This window comes from Tepidibacter thalassicus DSM 15285 (genome assembly GCF_900129915.1).
Taxonomy (GTDB): Bacteria; Bacillota; Clostridia; order Peptostreptococcales; family Peptostreptococcaceae; genus Tepidibacter; species Tepidibacter thalassicus.
Window position 1 is genome coordinate 58306 of sequence record NZ_FQXH01000010.1, and the last position, 18796, is coordinate 77101.

General features: G+C 26.9%; 19 protein-coding genes and 1 riboswitch. All 19 genes read left to right on the forward strand.

The features are described 5' to 3' along the window. Window positions 1-3: 3 nt before the first annotated feature. The 19 genes from BUA19_RS05845 to BUA19_RS05935 all read left to right on the forward strand — a co-directional run bounded on the left by BUA19_RS05845 (window position 4) and on the right by BUA19_RS05935 (window position 18784). Entirely contained in the window at window positions 4-1056 is a 1053-nt protein-coding gene (locus BUA19_RS05845; RefSeq protein WP_072724630.1) for a nucleotidyltransferase family protein, read from the forward strand. A 5-nt stretch (window positions 1057-1061) separates the two neighbouring features. After that, window positions 1062-2054: an NAD-dependent 4,6-dehydratase LegB gene (locus tag BUA19_RS05850; protein WP_072724632.1), complete on the forward strand. Its 993-nt coding sequence runs from the start codon at window positions 1062-1064 to the stop codon at window positions 2052-2054. 271 nt (window positions 2055-2325) lie between these two features. Then, window positions 2326-3420 carry a LegC family aminotransferase gene (locus tag BUA19_RS05855; protein ID WP_072724634.1) on the forward strand — a complete coding sequence of 365 codons (1095 nt, stop codon included), beginning with the start codon at window positions 2326-2328 and terminating at the stop codon, window positions 3418-3420. Between the two features lie 113 nt (window positions 3421-3533). Further along, window positions 3534-4262, forward strand: a complete 729-nt coding sequence (locus BUA19_RS05860) for a LytR/AlgR family response regulator transcription factor (RefSeq protein WP_072724636.1) — start codon at window positions 3534-3536, stop codon at window positions 4260-4262. 173 nt (window positions 4263-4435) lie between these two features. Next, a riboswitch (cyclic di-GMP riboswitch) is annotated at window positions 4436-4520 on the forward strand. Window positions 4521-4550: 30 nt separating this feature from the next. Further along, window positions 4551-4721: a carbon storage regulator gene (locus BUA19_RS05865; RefSeq protein ID WP_072724638.1), complete on the forward strand. Its 171-nt coding sequence runs from the start codon at window positions 4551-4553 to the stop codon at window positions 4719-4721. A gap of 241 nt (window positions 4722-4962) precedes the next feature. Continuing rightward, window positions 4963-5139, forward strand: coding sequence for a carbon storage regulator (locus BUA19_RS05870; protein ID WP_072724640.1), 177 nt, complete (start codon window positions 4963-4965; stop codon window positions 5137-5139). Window positions 5140-5219: 80 nt separating this feature from the next. Further along, a complete protein-coding gene (locus BUA19_RS05875) occupies window positions 5220-6032 on the forward strand; it encodes a flagellin N-terminal helical domain-containing protein (protein WP_072724642.1) in 813 nt (270 codons plus the stop codon). A gap of 97 nt (window positions 6033-6129) precedes the next feature. Next, on the forward strand, window positions 6130-7995 hold the full coding sequence (locus BUA19_RS05880) for a motility associated factor glycosyltransferase family protein (RefSeq protein WP_072724647.1): 1866 nt from the start codon (window positions 6130-6132) through the stop codon (window positions 7993-7995). Then, on the forward strand, window positions 7985-8338 hold the full coding sequence (locus tag BUA19_RS05885) for a hypothetical protein (protein ID WP_084601965.1): 354 nt from the start codon (window positions 7985-7987) through the stop codon (window positions 8336-8338). Before BUA19_RS05880 ends, BUA19_RS05885 begins: the two co-directional genes overlap by 11 nt. Window positions 8339-8341: 3 nt before the next feature. Continuing rightward, window positions 8342-9697 carry a motility associated factor glycosyltransferase family protein gene (locus BUA19_RS05890; protein WP_072724649.1) on the forward strand — a complete coding sequence of 452 codons (1356 nt, stop codon included), beginning with the start codon at window positions 8342-8344 and terminating at the stop codon, window positions 9695-9697. Window positions 9698-9701: 4 nt separating this feature from the next. Continuing rightward, on the forward strand, window positions 9702-11450 hold the full coding sequence (locus tag BUA19_RS05895; protein ID WP_072724651.1) for a motility associated factor glycosyltransferase family protein: 1749 nt from the start codon (window positions 9702-9704) through the stop codon (window positions 11448-11450). Window positions 11451-11509: 59 nt separating this feature from the next. Then, window positions 11510-12535, forward strand: a complete 1026-nt coding sequence (locus BUA19_RS05900) for an SDR family NAD(P)-dependent oxidoreductase (RefSeq protein WP_072724653.1) — start codon at window positions 11510-11512, stop codon at window positions 12533-12535. 10 nt (window positions 12536-12545) lie between these two features. Then, complete coding sequence (locus tag BUA19_RS05905; RefSeq protein WP_072724655.1) at window positions 12546-13553, forward strand: dTDP-glucose 4,6-dehydratase; 1008 nt, start codon at window positions 12546-12548, stop codon at window positions 13551-13553. Between the two features lie 13 nt (window positions 13554-13566). Then, the gene (gene pseC, locus BUA19_RS05910) at window positions 13567-14763 is read left to right on the forward strand and encodes a UDP-4-amino-4,6-dideoxy-N-acetyl-beta-L-altrosamine transaminase (protein WP_072724657.1); all 1197 of its coding nucleotides are present in this window, start codon (window positions 13567-13569) and stop codon (window positions 14761-14763) included. Window positions 14764-14772: 9 nt separating this feature from the next. After that, on the forward strand, window positions 14773-15510 hold the full coding sequence (locus BUA19_RS05915) for a cytidylyltransferase domain-containing protein (protein WP_207645974.1): 738 nt from the start codon (window positions 14773-14775) through the stop codon (window positions 15508-15510). Window positions 15511-15522: 12 nt separating this feature from the next. Further along, on the forward strand, window positions 15523-15972 hold the full coding sequence (locus tag BUA19_RS05920) for a GNAT family N-acetyltransferase (protein ID WP_072724658.1): 450 nt from the start codon (window positions 15523-15525) through the stop codon (window positions 15970-15972). Beyond that, window positions 15965-17014 (forward strand): pseudaminic acid synthase, encoded by a 1050-nt coding sequence (gene pseI / locus BUA19_RS05925; RefSeq protein ID WP_072724659.1) that lies wholly within the window; start codon window positions 15965-15967, stop codon window positions 17012-17014. The genes BUA19_RS05920 and pseI overlap by 8 nt, the downstream gene beginning before the upstream one ends. Before the next feature lie 196 nt (window positions 17015-17210). Next, the gene (gene pseG, locus BUA19_RS05930) at window positions 17211-18233 is read left to right on the forward strand and encodes a UDP-2,4-diacetamido-2,4,6-trideoxy-beta-L-altropyranose hydrolase (RefSeq protein ID WP_072724661.1); all 1023 of its coding nucleotides are present in this window, start codon (window positions 17211-17213) and stop codon (window positions 18231-18233) included. 188 nt (window positions 18234-18421) lie between these two features. Next, entirely contained in the window at window positions 18422-18784 is a 363-nt protein-coding gene (locus BUA19_RS05935) for a flagellar protein FlaG (protein ID WP_072724716.1), read from the forward strand. The last annotated feature ends 12 nt before the right edge of the window (window positions 18785-18796 follow it).

Here is an 18796-nt window from a genome sequence, read left to right on the forward strand (position 1 = left end):
TATATGAAAATACAGGATGTATTTGCAAAATTAGATTTTTCATTAAAAGAAATAATGAAAATTATAGATAATACAGCAAAGGGAATAGCAATTATAGTAGACGATAATGAAAGACTTATAGGTACTATAACTGATGGAGATATTAGAAGAGCATTGCTCAATGGAATTTCATTGGAGGAAAAGGCAAAAAAAATAACTAATACTAATTGTGTATTTGTACATGAAAATTACTCTGATACATTTATAAAAAATATATTCATAAGTAAAAAAATTATGCAAATACCAGTTGTAGATGAAAATATGAAGGTAGTAGATATTTTATTTTTTAATGATTTACATAATAACGCAAAAGAGAAAGAAAATTATGCACTGATAATGGCTGGGGGGTTAGGAACTAGACTTAGACCTCTTACAGAAGAAATTCCAAAGCCGATGCTAAGAGTGGGAGATAGACCGATACTTGAAACTATAATTATTCAGCTTAGAGATTTTGGATATAAAAACATATTAATATCTGTCAATTATAAATCGCATATTATAGAAGATTATTTTCAAGATGGTCAAAATTTTGGAGTGAAAATAAAGTATATATATGAGCCTAAAAGAATGGGAACTGCTGGAGCTATAAAACTCGCTCAGCAGTATTTAGATAAACATTTTTTTGTTATAAATGGAGATATACTTACAAAACTCAACTTTGAAAAACTTATGAATTATCATATAGAAAATGAAAATTGTATAACAATAGCAAGTCGTAAATACGATATTAATGTTCCGTATGGAGTTTTACAACTTGAAGATGATAAAGTTGTAAAACTTACGGAAAAACCGACTATAAATAATTTTGTAAGTGGAGGAATATACTGTTTAGATCCAATAGTAATAGACTATATTCCTGATTTTGAATATTATGACATAACAACTTTGATAGAGAAAATAATAAGAGAAAATAAATGTATAGGAAGTTTTCCGATTACAGAATATTGGATGGATATAGGGTATATTGAAGATTACAATAGAGCAAATGAAGATTATTTTAAAATTTTTAAGAGGTGATTGTATTGGATTTAAAGGGAAAAAAAGTTCTAATTACAGGATCAGAAGGATTTATAGGAAGTCATTTAACTGAAAGGCTAGTTGAGATTGGAGCGGATGTTACAGCACTTGTTCAATATAATTCATTTAATAGTTGGGGATGGATAGATACTTTTGATGAAAATGTAAAAAAAGAAATAAATGTATATACTGGAGATATTAGAGAGTACGATAGTATTTCTAAAGCTGTAAAAGGACAAGATGTAGTGTTTCATCTTGCAGCACTTATTGCTATACCTTATTCATATCAATCACCAATGGCGTATGTAAGAACAAATGTAGAAGGAACGGCTAATGTTTTACAAGCTTGTAGAGAATGCGAAGTTGAAAAAATAGTTCATACATCTACAAGTGAAACTTATGGAACTGCTTTGTACGTTCCAATAGATGAGAACCATCCACTTCAAGGACAATCCCCGTATTCAGCTTCAAAAATTGGAGCGGATAAAATAGCAGAAAGTTTTTATAGAAGTTTTAATATGCCTATTTCGACAATTAGACCTTTTAATACGTATGGACCAAGACAATCAGCAAGAGCTGTAATTCCCACTATAATATCTCAAATACTTTCGGGAAAAAAAGAAATAAAGCTTGGAAGTTTAACACCTACAAGAGATTTTAATTATGTTAAGGATACTGTAGAAGCGTTTATTAAAATAGCAGAAAGTGAAAAAACTATAGGTCAAGTTATAAATGTCGGATCTAATTATGAAATAAGTATAGGTGATTTAGTTAAAAAAATTATAGATATAATAGGTGAAGATATAAAAATAGTTACAGATGAAAAAAGAATAAGACCTCAAAAAAGTGAAGTAAATAGGTTGTGGGCTGATAATACTAAAATAAAGGAACTAACAGATTGGACACCTAAATATACTTTAGATGAAGGATTATCTGAAACTATAAAGTGGATAAGAGATAATATGAAGTATTTTAAAACGGATATTTATAATGTGTAGGTAAAATTGTAGGATGCACACGAAAATAACACTCATACAATGAATATTTTGAAAAAACTAAGTTTCATTTCATAAAAAATTCTAAAAGCTTTAAAACTCGCTATCGCTCAGACACAAAGCTTTTTTAACGAATTTTTTATTTCATTTAACAAGTTTTTTAACAAAATATTTATGAGTATTCCTTTATATTTTCATATGCATCCTACTTAATTGAAATGATATGTTTTATAAAAAGTAATAAATTTGAGGAGAAAAGTTAGGAGTTGAAGATATGATTCCGTTGTGTATACCTGAAATACGAGGAAATGAGTGGAAATACATTAAGGAGTGTTTAGATACAAATTGGGTATCTTCTGCGGGGAGTTATGTCGATAAGTTTGAAGAAGATTTTTTGAGGTATTTAAATATAAAAAAAGCAGTAGTTACTGTAAATGGAACGGCAGCAATTCATCTTGCATTAAAAGTACTTGGAATAGGAGAAGGTGATGAGGTTGTAGTTCCATCTCTTACATTTATATCTCCTGTGAACGCAGTAAGATATGTAGGTGCAGATCCTGTATTTGTAGATGTAAGCAGAGATACATTTGTAATGGATGCTGAAAAAATAGAAAAAGCTATAACTCCAAATACAAAGGCTATATTAGTTGTTCATATATATGGACATCCTGTTGATATGGATAAAATTATGGATATAGCAAAAAAACACAATTTATATGTAATAGAAGATGCAACAGAAAGTTTGGGTTCTTTATATAAAGGAAAACATACGGGGACAATTGGAGATGTAGGGTGTTTTAGTTTTAATGGCAATAAGTTGATAACTACTGGTGCAGGAGGAATGCTTGTTACTAATAATGAGGAGATAGGTGAAAGAGTAAAATATTTATCTACACAGACTAAGACTTTGCTTGATAACGGTGGATTTTTTCATGAAGAAATAGGGTATAACTATAGAATGCCTAATATTCTTGCTGCCATGGGGTGTGCACAGCTTGAAAAAATAGATGAGTACATAAGTATTAAAAGGGAAAATGCTTTAGTTTACAATAAACTTTTGGAAAACACAAGGGGAATTACTATACCTGCTGAAAGAGAATATGCTAGAAATGTTTATTGGTTGTATTCAATTATTATAGAAGATGATTTTGGTATTACTAGAGATGAACTTATAAATAGATTAAAAGAGAGAGGAGTTCAGACAAGACCGTTTTTTACACCAGTTCACAAAATGCCTCCATATATGAAGTGTAGGCATTTGGATATGACTGTTACAGAAGAATTAGCTAATAAAGGAATAAATTTACCGAGTTCAGTTGGAATTAAGAGAGAAGAAATAGAAATTATATGTGATATTATAAAAAATTGAAATAATGTAATGATAATCAACTTCGAAATAAAAACATTAAAATTTTAGCGTTATTCGCAATAAAATTTTAATGTTTTTATTTAATTTTAAAAAGAAAAGGAGTTGGATTTTTAATGATTAATTTTGTAATTTGTGAAGATGATCGAGTTATATCTAGTGAGGTTGTGAATATAGTTGAAGGTTTTATGGCAAAACAAGAGTATAGTTTTAGTATAGGGCTTGTTAAAGATTCGACAAAAGGTGTAGTTGATTATGTAAAGCAAAATCTAGATAAAAAAAATATTTATATTTTAGATATAGAGCTTAAAGATAATAAAAATGGGATTCAACTTGCAAGAGAAATACGGAAATATGATAATAATGGAGAAATAATATTTTTAACAAATCATCCAACAATGGTAATGTATGTTTTTAAATATAGATTAAAAGCATTAGATTTTATAGATAAACAAGATGATATAAAACGAAGGTTGATAGAAAATTTTGAAATTATATTGAGTAAATACTTAAAAACAGAAAATAAATTTATAACAATTAAGTGTGGTAATAGGACTTATTTATTAAATCTTGATGAAATAATTAGCATAAAAACTACTAATATAAATGGAAAATTAAGAGTATCTACTATAGATGGACAAATTGAGTTTTATGGAAGGCTTAAAAATATAGAAAAAGAATTAGATGAAAGATTTTATAAATCTCATAAAGCTTGTATTGTAAATAAAAATTATATAAAATTAATAAACAAAAAAAGAAATGATATGTATATTCTTATGAGTAATGGAGAATTATGTTTTTTATCTAAAAAATATATTAAAGGTTTAGTAAAGGGAATGGAATAGTATGTATTATTTAAAAAACATCGTGAAATACTTGAATATTATTCGCGAAATGTAAAATTTAATAATATTATATAATGTAAATTTAAAAAAGATCTTTATGCGAGATGTATATTGAAATAATACAAGTGAAAATGTATTATTATATAGTAAGATTGAATAATTTGTTGAATTTTTATTTTAAAGGAGATGATGAAGTATAACTTGTTATTTGGGCACTTAAGTTATACTGAATTAGTAGTGCAACCGGCCTTTTACTTTATAAATTTAAGTTCAAGGAGTGAATAAAGAATGTTAGTATTAGGCAGAAAGATAGGTGAATATGTAGTAATTGGTGGCATGATAAAAGTAAAAGTAATAGAAGGTGGGAGAGGGCGGTTAAGACTTGCGATAGATGCTCCGAAGGATATGGATATAATTAGAGGTGAAAAATGGGAAAAACAAAAGCGTAAATTTTTATAAAAAATTTTCAAAAAAAGTATAAAGTATTAGAGAAATGTATCGATATAATAGATGAAAGAAATAAATGGAACATTAAATAAAAAAGTCTTGAAAAAGTATAAAATACCAATACATAATTTTAATATGATAAATGTAATAAAATCATGGACGATTAATAAGCTTATTTAATTTCTCAGGATGAGAAATAATAAATGGGTTTATTAGTCGTCTTTTTTTGTTAAAAAATAAGGAGGGAACCAGGATGTTAGTATTGGGCAGGAAGCCAGGAGAATATATAGTAATTGATGATAAGATAAAAATAAAGGTAGTAAAAAGTGAAAGTGGTCAATTAAGACTTGCAATAGACGCTCCTAGAGAGATGAAAATAATGAGAGGAGAAGTCTGGGAAAAAGAACAAAAATCTAAAGAAGTAATTTAGTTATTAAGCCATGGGGCTTGATATAAATAAAAAAATGTGGGAAAGGAAGCCTACATAAAAAATTCAAGGAGGTATGTATTATGATAATCAATCACAATCTTAATGCAATGAATGCACACAGAAGAATGGGTATAGCCCAAGGAGCTCAAGCTAAATCTATTGAAAAATTATCTTCAGGTATGAGAATAAACAGAGCTGGAGATGACGCAGCAGGACTTTCAATATCAGAAAAAATGAGAGCTCAAATAAGAGGTTTAAATCAAGCATCAAGAAATGCTCAAGATTCTATATCGCTTATTCAAACAGCAGAAGGAGCATTAGATGAAACTCATGCAATACTTCAAAGAATGAGAGAATTAGCAGTACAAGCATCAAATGATACTAATGTTACAAAAGATAGAAGTGCTATAAAAGCAGAAATAGATCAATTACAACAAGAGATAACTAGAATTGCAGATACAACAGAATTCAATACTCAAAAATTATTAGATGGAAAGTTCTCGGGTAAAACATTCCAAATAGGAGCAAATAAAGGTCAAACTATTAGTTTAACTATTGCTACAATGAATGCTAAAGCTTTATCAGTAAATTCAATAGATGTTTCTACTGCGACAAAAGCTGGTAGTGCAATAACAAAAATAAATGATGCTATAAACAAAGTATCAAGTGAAAGATCTAAGCTTGGAGCATATCAAAATAGATTAGAGCATACTATTAAGAACTTAGACAATGCATCTGAAAACTTACAAGCAGCAGAATCAAGAATAAGAGATGTAGATATGGCTAAAGAAATGATGAAGTCAACAAGAGCAAATATTTTAGCTCAAGCATCACAAGCAATGTTAGCTCAAGCAAATCAAGCTCCTCAAGGAGTATTACAATTATTAAGATAGTTTATAAAAAGGTAGAAGATTTGAATCTTCTACTTTTTTTATAAAATTTTGCTTTATTTGACGATATATATGATATATGTTGATTTGAGGTGTAAAAATGAATGAAATATTCAAGGAAAATATGGAAATGTTAAAAAAACATTATGAAAGCGATTATATAGATTATATTGAGAGTTTTAATGATAATTATGAAATTGAGGTTGAATTAACTAGAGAAAATACATATTCAATGAAATTAATAGATGAACATAGTACTAGATATATAAATAGTAAATACTCACCTATGAAAGAGGCACAAAGATTTATAAGTAATATAGGTGAATATAATGCTGAAAGTATTTTCGTTGTATTTGGTATGGGACCGGGTTATCACATATTGAAATTGTTTGATTTATTAACAGAAAATAATAAAATTGTAGTTATTGAGCCTAGTGTAGAAATTTTTAAAAAAGCTATTAGTATAAATGATTTTACTAAATTAATAAAATCTAAAAATATTTACTTTTGTGTAGGTATGAATACAAAAAAAGTTAAAGTGACATTTAAAGATTTTATATCTGCAAATGATTTGTCGAATATTAAATTTTTAATATTTGCTCAATATGATAAAATATATGAAAAATTTTACTTAGAAACAGTAAAAGAATTAAAGTATTCAGTAATATATAATAAAGTTGAAGTTAATACGACGAATTATTTTTCTTATGAATTTAATAAAAATTTATTTAAAAATATAGATAGTATTGTGTTTGGGAGTGAGATACAAAAATTAAAAGGTATATTCAAAGAAAAGCCTGCGATTATAGTATCGGCTGGTCCGTCTTTGGATAAAAATATAAAATATTTAAAAAAAGCACAAGATAGAGCAGTTATTATAACTGGTGGGAGAACATTAAAAGCATTGTTTGAAAATGATATTATTCCGGATATTATAGTTTCTATAGATCCAGGAGAACCAGCTTATGATGTTATAAAGAATGGTTTAAAGTATGAACATAGAGATATTCCATTAGTTAGTATGGTAATATCTAATAGTAAAGTAATAAAAAAACATAAGGGGAAACAAGTATTTATAAACTGTCCTGAAACTATAGGTTTGATAAAGAATATAACGAATAAGTATATTGATGTTATATCTATGGGTGGATCAGTTGCAAATACATGCTTTTCATTAGCTGATTATATGGGATGTAATCCTTTGATTTTGGTAGGACAGGATTTAGCTTTTACAGAAGGAAAAAGTCATGCGCAAAATTCAAAGACTGAGGGAAGTAATAATAAATCAAATGAATTACATTTAGAAGTGGAAGATATATATGGTGATAAAGTATATACTAGTTTTCCTTTGTATACATATTTAAAATGGTTTGAAAATTATATAGAAAATATGTCAGATAAAATGGTTATAGATGCAACAGAAGGCGGAGCAAAAATAAGTGGAACAAATATTTTGACATTGAATGAAACTATAGAAAAATACTGTCGAGAATGTATAGATGTTAAATGTATTTTAGATGATAAACTGGAAGGTAAAAATTTAGATAAATTGAAAGTTGATAAAGTAATATTTAATTTAAAAAAGATTAAACAGGATATATTGAATTTAAAAAAACATGCTAAACGAGCAATTAAATTGAGTGAGAAAATGTATAAGTTATATAAAAATAATAAATTTGAAAATTTGGGGGATGTACTGATTGAGTTAGAAAAAATAGATAATAATATGTTGAAAAACAAGGACAGTAATATAGCGGTTAATTATTTAGTTGAACCTGTTATTTTAAATATAAATTTAGACAAAAGTTTAAAAGAAAAAATAAATGAAACAGAAAGAGAAAAAGGTATGAGATTAGCTACAAAGAGCAAATTATTATACAAAGGAATATATGAAAATGTGGGTATTACATGTGAACTAATGGATAATTGTATAAAAAATTTAGAGGAGAGTGCTTATGATGAATAATCAAAAATTAGAAATATTAAAGACTATTGATGAATATTTAGAAAAACTTATTTATGATATAAAGGATACAATTGAATTTTTCCAAAATGGAAACGAAGGCAAAGGGAATGAAATGGTAGTGGAAGTTATACAAGCTTTAAATGATATAATAGAAGGTATAAATATTACAAGTGATATACAAAAAGAAAAAATAGAAATTTCTAAAATAAATGAATATCTTATGGAGATGGTATATGCATTAGAAAATAGAGATTATGTGCTTATAGCTGATTTGTTAGAGTATGAGATAATTCCAGTGTTAGAAAATTGGAAAGATAAAGTACTTGTTACGATTGGAGCGTAAAAAATGGATTTTTACAATAATAATGCGAATATTTTAAAAAAAATAGATTTTGATTTATTCAATAAAATATCGAAAATTAATATATCTAATAATTTGTATAATATTGTAAAAACTAGAGTGGGCGATTATACTTTGAAAATTGTAAGTGATGATATATTAGATAGTTATGAATGTTTTTTACATAGTAAATATAATCCAAAAAAAGAAGCTGTTTTATTTGCAAATGCTCAAATAGACAATAATGTAGATATCAATATAGTTTATGGATTTGGACTTGGGTATCATATAGAAGAAATGTTAAAAAAAATAGATAGAGATAAAAAGTTGTATGTAGTGGATATTAATTTACAAGTTTTTAAGTTAGCTTTAATATTGAGAGATTTAAGAGAAGTATTATTAGATAATAGATTAAAACTTATTATTTCTGATGATGAAAAGTATATTGCTACTAAATTGAAAGGATTATTAATAGATGGAAGTAAATTTATTATTCATACTGCATCTATAAAAACAATACCTAATAAATATCAAGATTTTAAATTTGTTATTGAAAATTGGAATATTAAAAAAAGTTTAACGGATAAATGGGTGAATTTATTATCTGAAAATCTTGAAAAAAATAAAAATATTAAATGTAAAAATATAGGAGTTTTGTTTAATAAATATAAAAATAAACCTTTAATTATAGTGTCGGCAGGACCTTCTTTGAATAAAAATAAACATTTACTTCATAAACTAAAAGGCAAAGCTTTTGTATTTGCTGTAGGTTCAGCTTTAAAACCTCTTTTAGAAATAGGATTTAAGCCGAATATGTTCTGTATAATAGATCCACAGGATATAACGTATAAGCAAATAGAAGGATATGAAAATTTAGATATACCTTTGGTATTTTTGGATACTGCTAGTTCTTATACTGTATCTAAATATTTAGGACCAAAGTATATTGCGTGTAATGATGTAAATAGAATAGAAAATAAGGAGTATTTGATAGATTCTGGAGGATCTGTAGCCACTGCAGTTATGGATATAGCGATAAAATTTGGAGCAAACCCAATTGTTTTTATAGGGCAGGATTTAGCGTATACAAATAATGAACATCATGCTAAAGGTGATATGTATGGAGAAGAAAAGAAAGTGAAAAACCTTCCTAATATGAGAAAAATAATAGGTCAAAATGGAGAAGTGTTGAATACAACTTTAGGACTTTTGAGTTTTAAATATTGGATTGAAAATAAAATAAAGGATACTCCTGATGTTGAATTTATAAATTGTACAGAGGGAGGAGTTTTTATTAAAGGATGTAAACATATGAAATTAGATTATTTTATAAAAAATTATATTTCATTGAAAGGGAAATAATTTTATGATTATAAATTTAGAGAAAGCTAAAAAAAGAGGACATACATTAAAGGTGAATTATAATGGTAGAGAGTTTTATATTCATAGTAAGTATGATCCAATAAATGAAGCTATAAATACATTTAAAGATATAAACAAATACAATGCAGATACTATATTTGTTTTATTTGGAGGAGGATTAGGATATAATCTTTTACAATTATATGGAATAATAACAGAAAAAAGCAATGTAATTTTAATAGAGCCAAATAAAGAAATATTTAGTATAGCTATGCAAAATTCTGAATATGAAAATGTAATAAACAAAAAAAATGTACAAATCATAATAGGTGAAAATATTGCTCGATTTAAATATTTATTAAATAATATTTTAAATGAAAATCAGTATAGAAATATAAAAATGTATAAATTAAATTCATATGAAAATATATATAGGTCATATTTCAATGAACTAGAAAGGGTAGTAAAATTATACAATGATCAGTTGCTATTTCACATTGATACAGCTAACATATTAGCTGATAAAATAAGTGAAAATGCTATTATGAATATTTATCATATTGTAAATAAAGGGAATAGTATAAATAAATTAAAAAATGTATTTAAAGATAAGCCTGCTATTATAGTTTCAGCAGGACCTTCTTTAGAAAAAAATATTGACAAATTAAAATATATTCAAAATAAAGCATTGATAATAGCTGGAGTGAGAACTTTGAAACCTCTTTTACAAAGGGGGATTAAGCCACATATATTATGTAATATAGATCCGAATGATATTGCATATACGTTAGTTGAGAAATACATATCAAATGATATACCTTTGATAACTTTAATACATTCAAACAATAAGCTTATAAATAATTATAAAGGCAAAGTTGTATTTACAAATGATAAATACTATGAAGATTTAATATATAAATTAGAAAATGAAAAATATGACATTATTGAATCGGGTGGATCAGTTGCAAATTATTCTACAGCTATTGCAAATTACTTAGGATGTAATCCTATAGTATTTATAGGTCAAGATCTTGCTTATACAGATAATAAATATCACAGTGATAGCGCTTCTATAAGCGAAAATAAAATAGATCAAAATGAAAAAGATTTGATAAAAGTTAAAGATATACATGGCGAAGATATATTAACTAGTTCGAGTTTGTATAGTTTTTTATGTTGGTTTGAAGAATTTATACAAAAAAATAATGATAAACACTTTATTAATGCAACTGAAGGTGGAGTAGATATAAAGGGAACAAATATTATGTCTTTAGAAGATGTGATAAAGAGGTATTGCAGTTGTGAATTTAATCCTAAAAATGTTATTGATAGTGTTGTTAAATACAAGTATGTTAGTGGTGATGAAATTAATAATAAAATAGATGTATTAAATAAGATTTATGATAATTTGCAGATTATAAAAGAGTGTATAAATGAAAATATAAATCTATCTATGAAACTTGTTGATTATTATAATGAGAATATAGATGTTGATATAAATTGTGTTTTAAATAGAATGGATGAAATAGATGAATTAATAGAAAGTTATAAAGTTGAAAATAATTTATTAGTGTATTGTTTACAGCCAAGTATGATAAATATTACTTTGAATTATGGAGAAAAGATAAATGAAAATGAGCGAGAGGCAAGCATTAGGATATCTAAGAGAAATTTGGGTATGTATAAAGCTAGATATGAGGTTATTTTAAAAATGGAACATTATTTAAAAAGGTTGATAGATAAAATATGTTAAAAAAATGCATTGTTTTGTCGATTGTATATTTAGACAAAATATATAAGAAGGTGTAATTTATGGGATATTATGATGGTAAAAAGATACTCATAATAGGTGGAACTGGAACAATTGGTAAAGGTTTGGTAAAAGAATTATTAAATCAAAGACCTAAGGTTATTAGAATATTAAGTAGAGATGAATATAAACAATTTATAATGGAAAGAGAAATAGAAGATATACATAAAGGAAAGTTAAGGTTTTTAATTGGAGATGTTAGAGATTATGATAGAGTAGAGAGAGCTATGGAAGATATAGATATAGTATTTAATTTAGCTGCTATGAAACATGTTCCTTCATGTGAATATAATCCAACGGAAGCTATAAAAACTAATGTAACTGGAATGGAAAATGTAATTAAAGCAGCAATATATCATAATGTAGAATGTGTATTATTTACGAGTTCTGATAAAGCTATAAGTCCAACAAATGCTTATGGTGCTACAAAGCTTTTGGCAGAAAGGTTAGTTCAAGCAGCTAATTATAGTAAGGGAAAAGCTAGAACTAAATTTGTAGCTGTTAGATTTGGAAATGTAATGGGATCACGTGGTTCTGTAATACCGTTATTTAAAAAGTTAATATTAGAAAAAAGAGAAATAACGGTAACTAATCATGGAATGAGCAGATTTATGATGACATTAACAGATGCTGTTAAACTTACTATGGTAGCGGCGGAAAAAGGTATAGGTGGAGAGGTATTTGTATTAAAAATGCCTATAATTAAGTTGAAAGATTTGGCGGAAATTGTTGTTGAAGAAACGTGTAAAAAATATAATATAGACATAAATGATGTTAAAATAAAAACAATTGGACTTAGAGTTGGGGAAAAAATGTATGAGGAATTGATGACAGAAGAAGAAGCAGAATTTGCATATGATTTAGGAGATATGTATGCTGTAATTCCTATTTCAGTTGAAAGAGGGATATATGAAAAGAACTATTGTGAATTTGATAAAGCCAAAAGAGAAAGCTATAGTTCTCATGGCAAAGAGCCTATACATAAAGAAGAAGTTAGAAAATTAATAATTAGTGAAAATTTGATATAGGAGGAATAAAATGAATATATTAGTAACTGGAGGAGCTGGATTTATAGGAAGATGGGTTGTAAAGAGATTACTTGATGATGGACATGCTGTTGTTGCTTTAGATAATTTATCTAATGGAAGGATTGAGAATATAAACGAATTTATAGATAATGAAAAATTTGAATTTGTTAAAGGAGATATAAAAGATGAAGAAATTTTAGATAAAGTGTTTGATGAAAATAAATTTGATATAGTATATCATTTAGCTGCTTCAATAAATGTACAAGATAGTATAGATGATCCTAAGACTACATTTTATAATGATACGGTAGGAACTTTTAATATATTAGAAAGAGCTAAAATTCAGATGTTTGGCAAGAATTCAAAAATGGATGGAGATAATTGGATTTTAGATAAAAGCGAAATTACTCATCCGTGTAAAGTTGTTTTTATGAGTACGTGTATGGTTTATGATAAATGCGAAGATAAAGGAATAGATGAATTTCATTCTATAAAACCTATTTCGCCGTATGGTGGCAGTAAAATAGCGGCTGAAAATATGGTGCTTTCATATTATTATTCTTATAAAATGCCTACAGTGGTTATTAGACCTTTTAATACTTATGGTCCTTTTCAAAAGACAGGTGGAGAAGGTGGAGTTGTAGCTATATTTATTAAAAATGCTTTAGAAGGAAAGACTTTGAAAGTATATGGAAGTGGAGAACAAACGAGGGATTTATTATATGTAAAAGATTGTGCTAGATTTGTTGTTGAATCTGGATATAGCGATAAAGTGAATGGAGAAGTGTTGAATGCAGGAACTGGTCGAGATGTTACTATAAATGAGTTGGCAAAATTAATATCTAATGAAAGGGTAAATATAGAACATGTAAAACATATTCATCCTCAAAGTGAAATTATGAAGTTAAAGTGTAATTATGATAAGGCTAAAAATATCTTAGGATGGCAACCTGAGTATACATTGGAAGAGGGAATAAAAGAAACTGAGGAATGGATAAAATCAACTGATTTAATATAAGGGAGAGAATAAAATGAAACAAGGGTTAGCTATATATGGTGGAAAACCTGTTAGAGATACATATTTACCATATGGAAAACAATGTGTAGATAAGAAAGATATAAATTTGGTTGTAGATGTTTTAAAATCAAATTATTTGACTACTGGTCCAATAGTAAGAGAATTCGAAAAGAAAGTTGCTGATTATGTAGGAGCTAAGTATGCAGTAGCAGTATCTAATGGAACAGCAGCTCTTCATATAGCGTGTCTTGCTGTGGGAATAAAAGAAGGTGATGAGGTAATAGTATCTTCAATAACATTTGCAGCGTCTGCAAATTGCGTACTTTATTGTGGGGGAAAGCCTGTATTTGTCGATATTGATCCTTGTACATATAATATTAATCCTGAGGAAATTGAAAAAAAAATAACTGATAAAACTAAAGCTATAATAGCAGTGGACTTTACAGGACAAGCTGTTGATATGGATGAAATAAGAAGAATTGCTGATAAATATAATATTGTGATTATAGAAGATGGAGCTCACTCGTTAGGTAGTGAATATAAAGGGAAAAAAGTTGGTTCTTTAGCAGATTTAACTACTTTTAGTTTTCATCCAGTAAAGCCGATAACTACTGGAGAAGGTGGAATTGTCGTAACTAATGATGAAGAATTATATAAAAAAATGATTTTATTTAGAAGCCATGGCATAACTAGAGATAGGGAATTGTTAAATAGTTATGAAGAAGGGCCATGGTATTATGAGCAATTAGAATTAGGATATAATTATAGAATAACGGATATTCAATGCGCTCTTGGAATAAGTCAGATGGATAAATTGGATGATTTTGTAGATAGGAGAAGAGAGATAGTAAAAAGATATAATGAAGCTTTTAATGATATGGAAGAAGTAACTATTCCGTTTGAGCCAGATTATTCAAATTCAGGTTGGCATTTATATATATTAAAGTTTAATTTAGATAAATTAAACTGTACTAGAAAAGAAATATTTGAAGCTTTGAGGTTTGAAAATATAGGAGTGAATGTACATTATCTGCCAGTATATTTACATCCTTATTATAGAAAATTAGGTTATAAAAAAGGATTGTGTCCAAATGCTGAAAAGCTGTATGAGTGTATGATTACACTACCTTTATTTCCTGCTATGAGTGGTGAAGATGTTGATGATGTTATAGAAGCAGTAAAAAAAGTTATAAGTTATTATAGAAAGTAGGGGGTTAGATTGAAAAGGGTTGTAGCTATTATTCAAGCTAGAATGGGTTCAACAAGACTTCCGGGGAAAGTTCTCAAAACACTAAAAGGAAGGTCTGTACTTGCACATGTTGTAGATAGAGTAAGACAAAGCAAATATGTAAATGATATAGTGATAGCAACTACAAATTTACAAAAAGATAATGTATTAATTGAAGAGATAAAAAAAATGGGAATTAAATATTTTAGAGGTAGTGAATGGGATGTGTTGAGTAGATATTATTATGCTGCTAAAGAAAACAATGCAGATATTATTGTAAGAATAACATCTGATTGTCCTTTAATAGATTCTAAAGTTGTAGATGATATAATAAAATTTTATTTAGATAATAATTATGAATTAGTAACTAATGCAGGTATGGATTTATCTAAAAGAACTTATCCTAGAGGATTAGATGTAGAGGTGTTTTCTTTTAACGTTTTAGAAAAAGTTTACAATAATGCAAATCGAAATTATCAAAGAGAACATGTTACCCCATACATATATGAAAATATAGACAATATATATTATTACTTAAATAAAAAAGATTATTCTAAATATAGATGGACATTAGATACAATAGAAGATTTTAAATTAATAAGTAGGATATATGATGAATTTTATACTGGTGATCATGATTTTTATTTAGATGAAATAATTGAGTTTATGAATAAAAATCCAGAAATATCTAAAATAAATGAACATATAGAGCAAAAAAAGATTAAATAAAGGGTTGATATTATGGATATACAACTTAGATTAGCTAATTATAAAGATTGTGATTTATTATTTAATTGGGCAAATGATGATTTAGTTAGAAAAAATTCTTTTAATTCATCAAAAATAGATTATTCTGAGCATAGAAAGTGGTTTAGATCAAAAATAGAATCAAATAATTCAAAAATATATATATGTATTTTAAACAATAAAAATATAGGGCAAGTTAGAATTGATATAGAAGAGCATACTGGTATGATTAATTATAGCATAGACAAAGATTATAGAGGTTTAGGGATTGGAACAGAAATTTTAAAATTAATAAAATCACAATTTTCAAATTTGATTTTGATTGGAAGGGTAAAATATGGAAATATACCTTCGATTAAAGCTTTTGAAAAAGCCGGTTATATTAAATTTGAAAAGGAAAATTATATAGAATTTATTGCAAATTTAGGTGATGAATATGAATAAGATTATAAATATAGGAAATAAGACAATAGGAAAAAATCAACCTACGTATATAATAGCTGAAATGTCAGCTAATCATGCTGGGGACTTTAATAGAGCTATAGAAATAATTCATGCAGCTAAAGAATCAGGAGCAGATTGTATAAAGATACAGACTTATACTCCTGATACTATGACTATAGATTGTGATAAAGAATATTTTAAAATAAAAAAAGGGACTTGGAAAGGAGAAATTTTATATAATTTATATAAAAAAGCATATACACCTTGGGAATGGCAAGTGGATTTGAAGAAAGAAGCAGAAAAACTCGGATTAGATTTTTTATCTACTCCTTTTGATAAAACTTCTGTAGATTTTCTAGAAAATTTGGGAGTGAAATTTTATAAAATAGCTTCTTTTGAAGTAACTGATATACCTCTTCTGAAATATATAGCTTCAAAAGGAAAACCTATTATAATGTCAACAGGAAATGCTACTTTGGGAGAAATAGAAGAAGCTGTAAAAGTAATAAGAGAACAAGGAAATAATGATTTATGTTTATTAAAATGTTCAAGTTCTTATCCAGCTATTTCTGATGATATGAATCTTAAGACAATACAACATTTACAGGAAACATTTGATGTAGTAGTTGGATTATCAGACCATTCCATGGGTTCTGTTGGAGCTGTTTGTGCAGTAGCTTTAGGAGCTAAAGTAGTGGAAAAACATTTTTGTTTAAGCAGAAGCATAGTAAATCCAGATTCTTCTTTTTCTATGGAACCGGATGAATTTAAAAAAATGGTGGAAGATATTAGAAGTGCAGAAAAAGCAATAGGAAAAATTAGTTATAATATGTCTGAAAGAGAGCGAAATAATTTAAAGTTTAGAAGATCTGTATTTATTGTAAAAGATATAAAAAAAGGAGAAGTGTTAACAGAAAATAATATACGAGTTATTAGACCTGCTTATGGATTAGAACCTAAATATTATGAATATGTATTAGGGAAAAAAGCTTCTAAAGATTTAGAAAGAGGAACTCCTTTAACGTGGGAGATGATTGAATAAATGAATATAGTTATATAATAATATATATTATTATGGAGACTTAAATATCATAGAATAACTTTTGAAGTTGGAATAACAGATTGTAGATTAGTTGGCAAATATTCAGTAATTGAAGATAATAGCTCAAAAATGGGGAACTGTAGTGGGAAAGAATTATGTAGAAGCTTTTGAATTGGTTAGAAAGGTAGATTAAGTTATGAAAATAGCTATAAGAGCTGATGGGGGACAAAAAATAGGAATGGGTCATATTATGAGGTGTATGGCCCTCGCTAAAGAATTAAAGAATTATGATTTTGATATAGTTTTTTTAACTAAAAAAGATGAGAAAGTAATAGAAATGATAGAAACTAATGGGTTTAAGTATATAAATATAAGTTCTAATAGTTTAGAAGAGGAACTTATAGAAGTGGAAAGTATTGTTAATGAGGAACGTGTGGAAATAATTATAACTGATTCTTATTGGCTAAGCGATAATTATTTACATAAACTTAGAAAATTAGTTAAGTTACTTATTTCTATAGATGATAATAATTTATATAAATATCCAAGTCATATTGTTATAAATGGGAATGTATATGCTGAAGATTTGAAATATAAAAAAATATTTGACAATACTAAGTTTTTGTTAGGTGGTAACTATACTTTATTAAGAGAAGAATTTAGAAATGTGTCTCCTGTTAATATTAATAAAGAAGTTAGAAATATTTTAATTACAATGGGAGGCGTGGATATAAATAATTATACTCCATTTATATTAGATTCTTTAAAAAATTTAGATGTAAAATTAAATGTAATTGTAGGTCCTGGATTTAAATGTATACGTGAGTTAAAGTGTATTGCGAATAAAAATAATAACGTTAATTTAATTTATAATCCTACAAATATGAAAGATATAATGGTTGAAAATGATATAGCTATATCTGCTGCAGGAAGTACAACTTATGAATTAGCAGTACTGGGAATACCTACTATTTTGATAGTGCAAGCTGATAATCAAATTAAGATAGCTGAAAAAATGAGTGAATTGAATGGGATGGTAAATTTAGGTTGGTTTGAAGATATAAAAGGTATACAATTGTTAGATAGTGTTAATTATTTAATAAAAAATTATAGTTTGAGAAAATACTTTAATAATAAGTTGAGTAAATTGATATCTTCTTTTGGTGTAGAAAATATAAGGATACATATAGGTGAGTATGTGAAAAAATGTATAGGTTAAAGTATTATATACTAGATGTGATTAATTAACTTCAAAAATATAAAGGGTTAATTAGTCATTTTTTTGTAATGAATAGAAATGTAATTAATATACGTATAATAATGTGTAATATTAAGAGAGAAATAGTATAAACATAAATATATTTATTGCCGATATTAATGTTAGAAAAAATAAGGGGAGTGTATGTGATGCGAGTAGATTCTTCTATGTTCAGTAATCAAATTAATCCATCTAAATCAGAAATTGTAAATGACAGAAACGTACCTAAAAATAAAGAGGATATGGTTAAACAATCTGAGAAAAAAGAGGAAAATGTGGCTTTTCCAGGAGAAAAAAAATTAATAGAAGCAATAGAAAAAGCAAATAAGGAACTTATAGGGGTTAATACTCATTTAAAGTTTTCTGTACATGAAAAAACAAAACAAATAGTTGTGAAAATAATAGATAATGAAACTAAAGAAGTAATAAAAGAAATACCACCAGAAAAAATATTAGATATGGTAGCTGATATGTGTGAAAGAGCAGGCATTTTTGTAGACAAAAGAGGATAGGGGTGAGAGTGT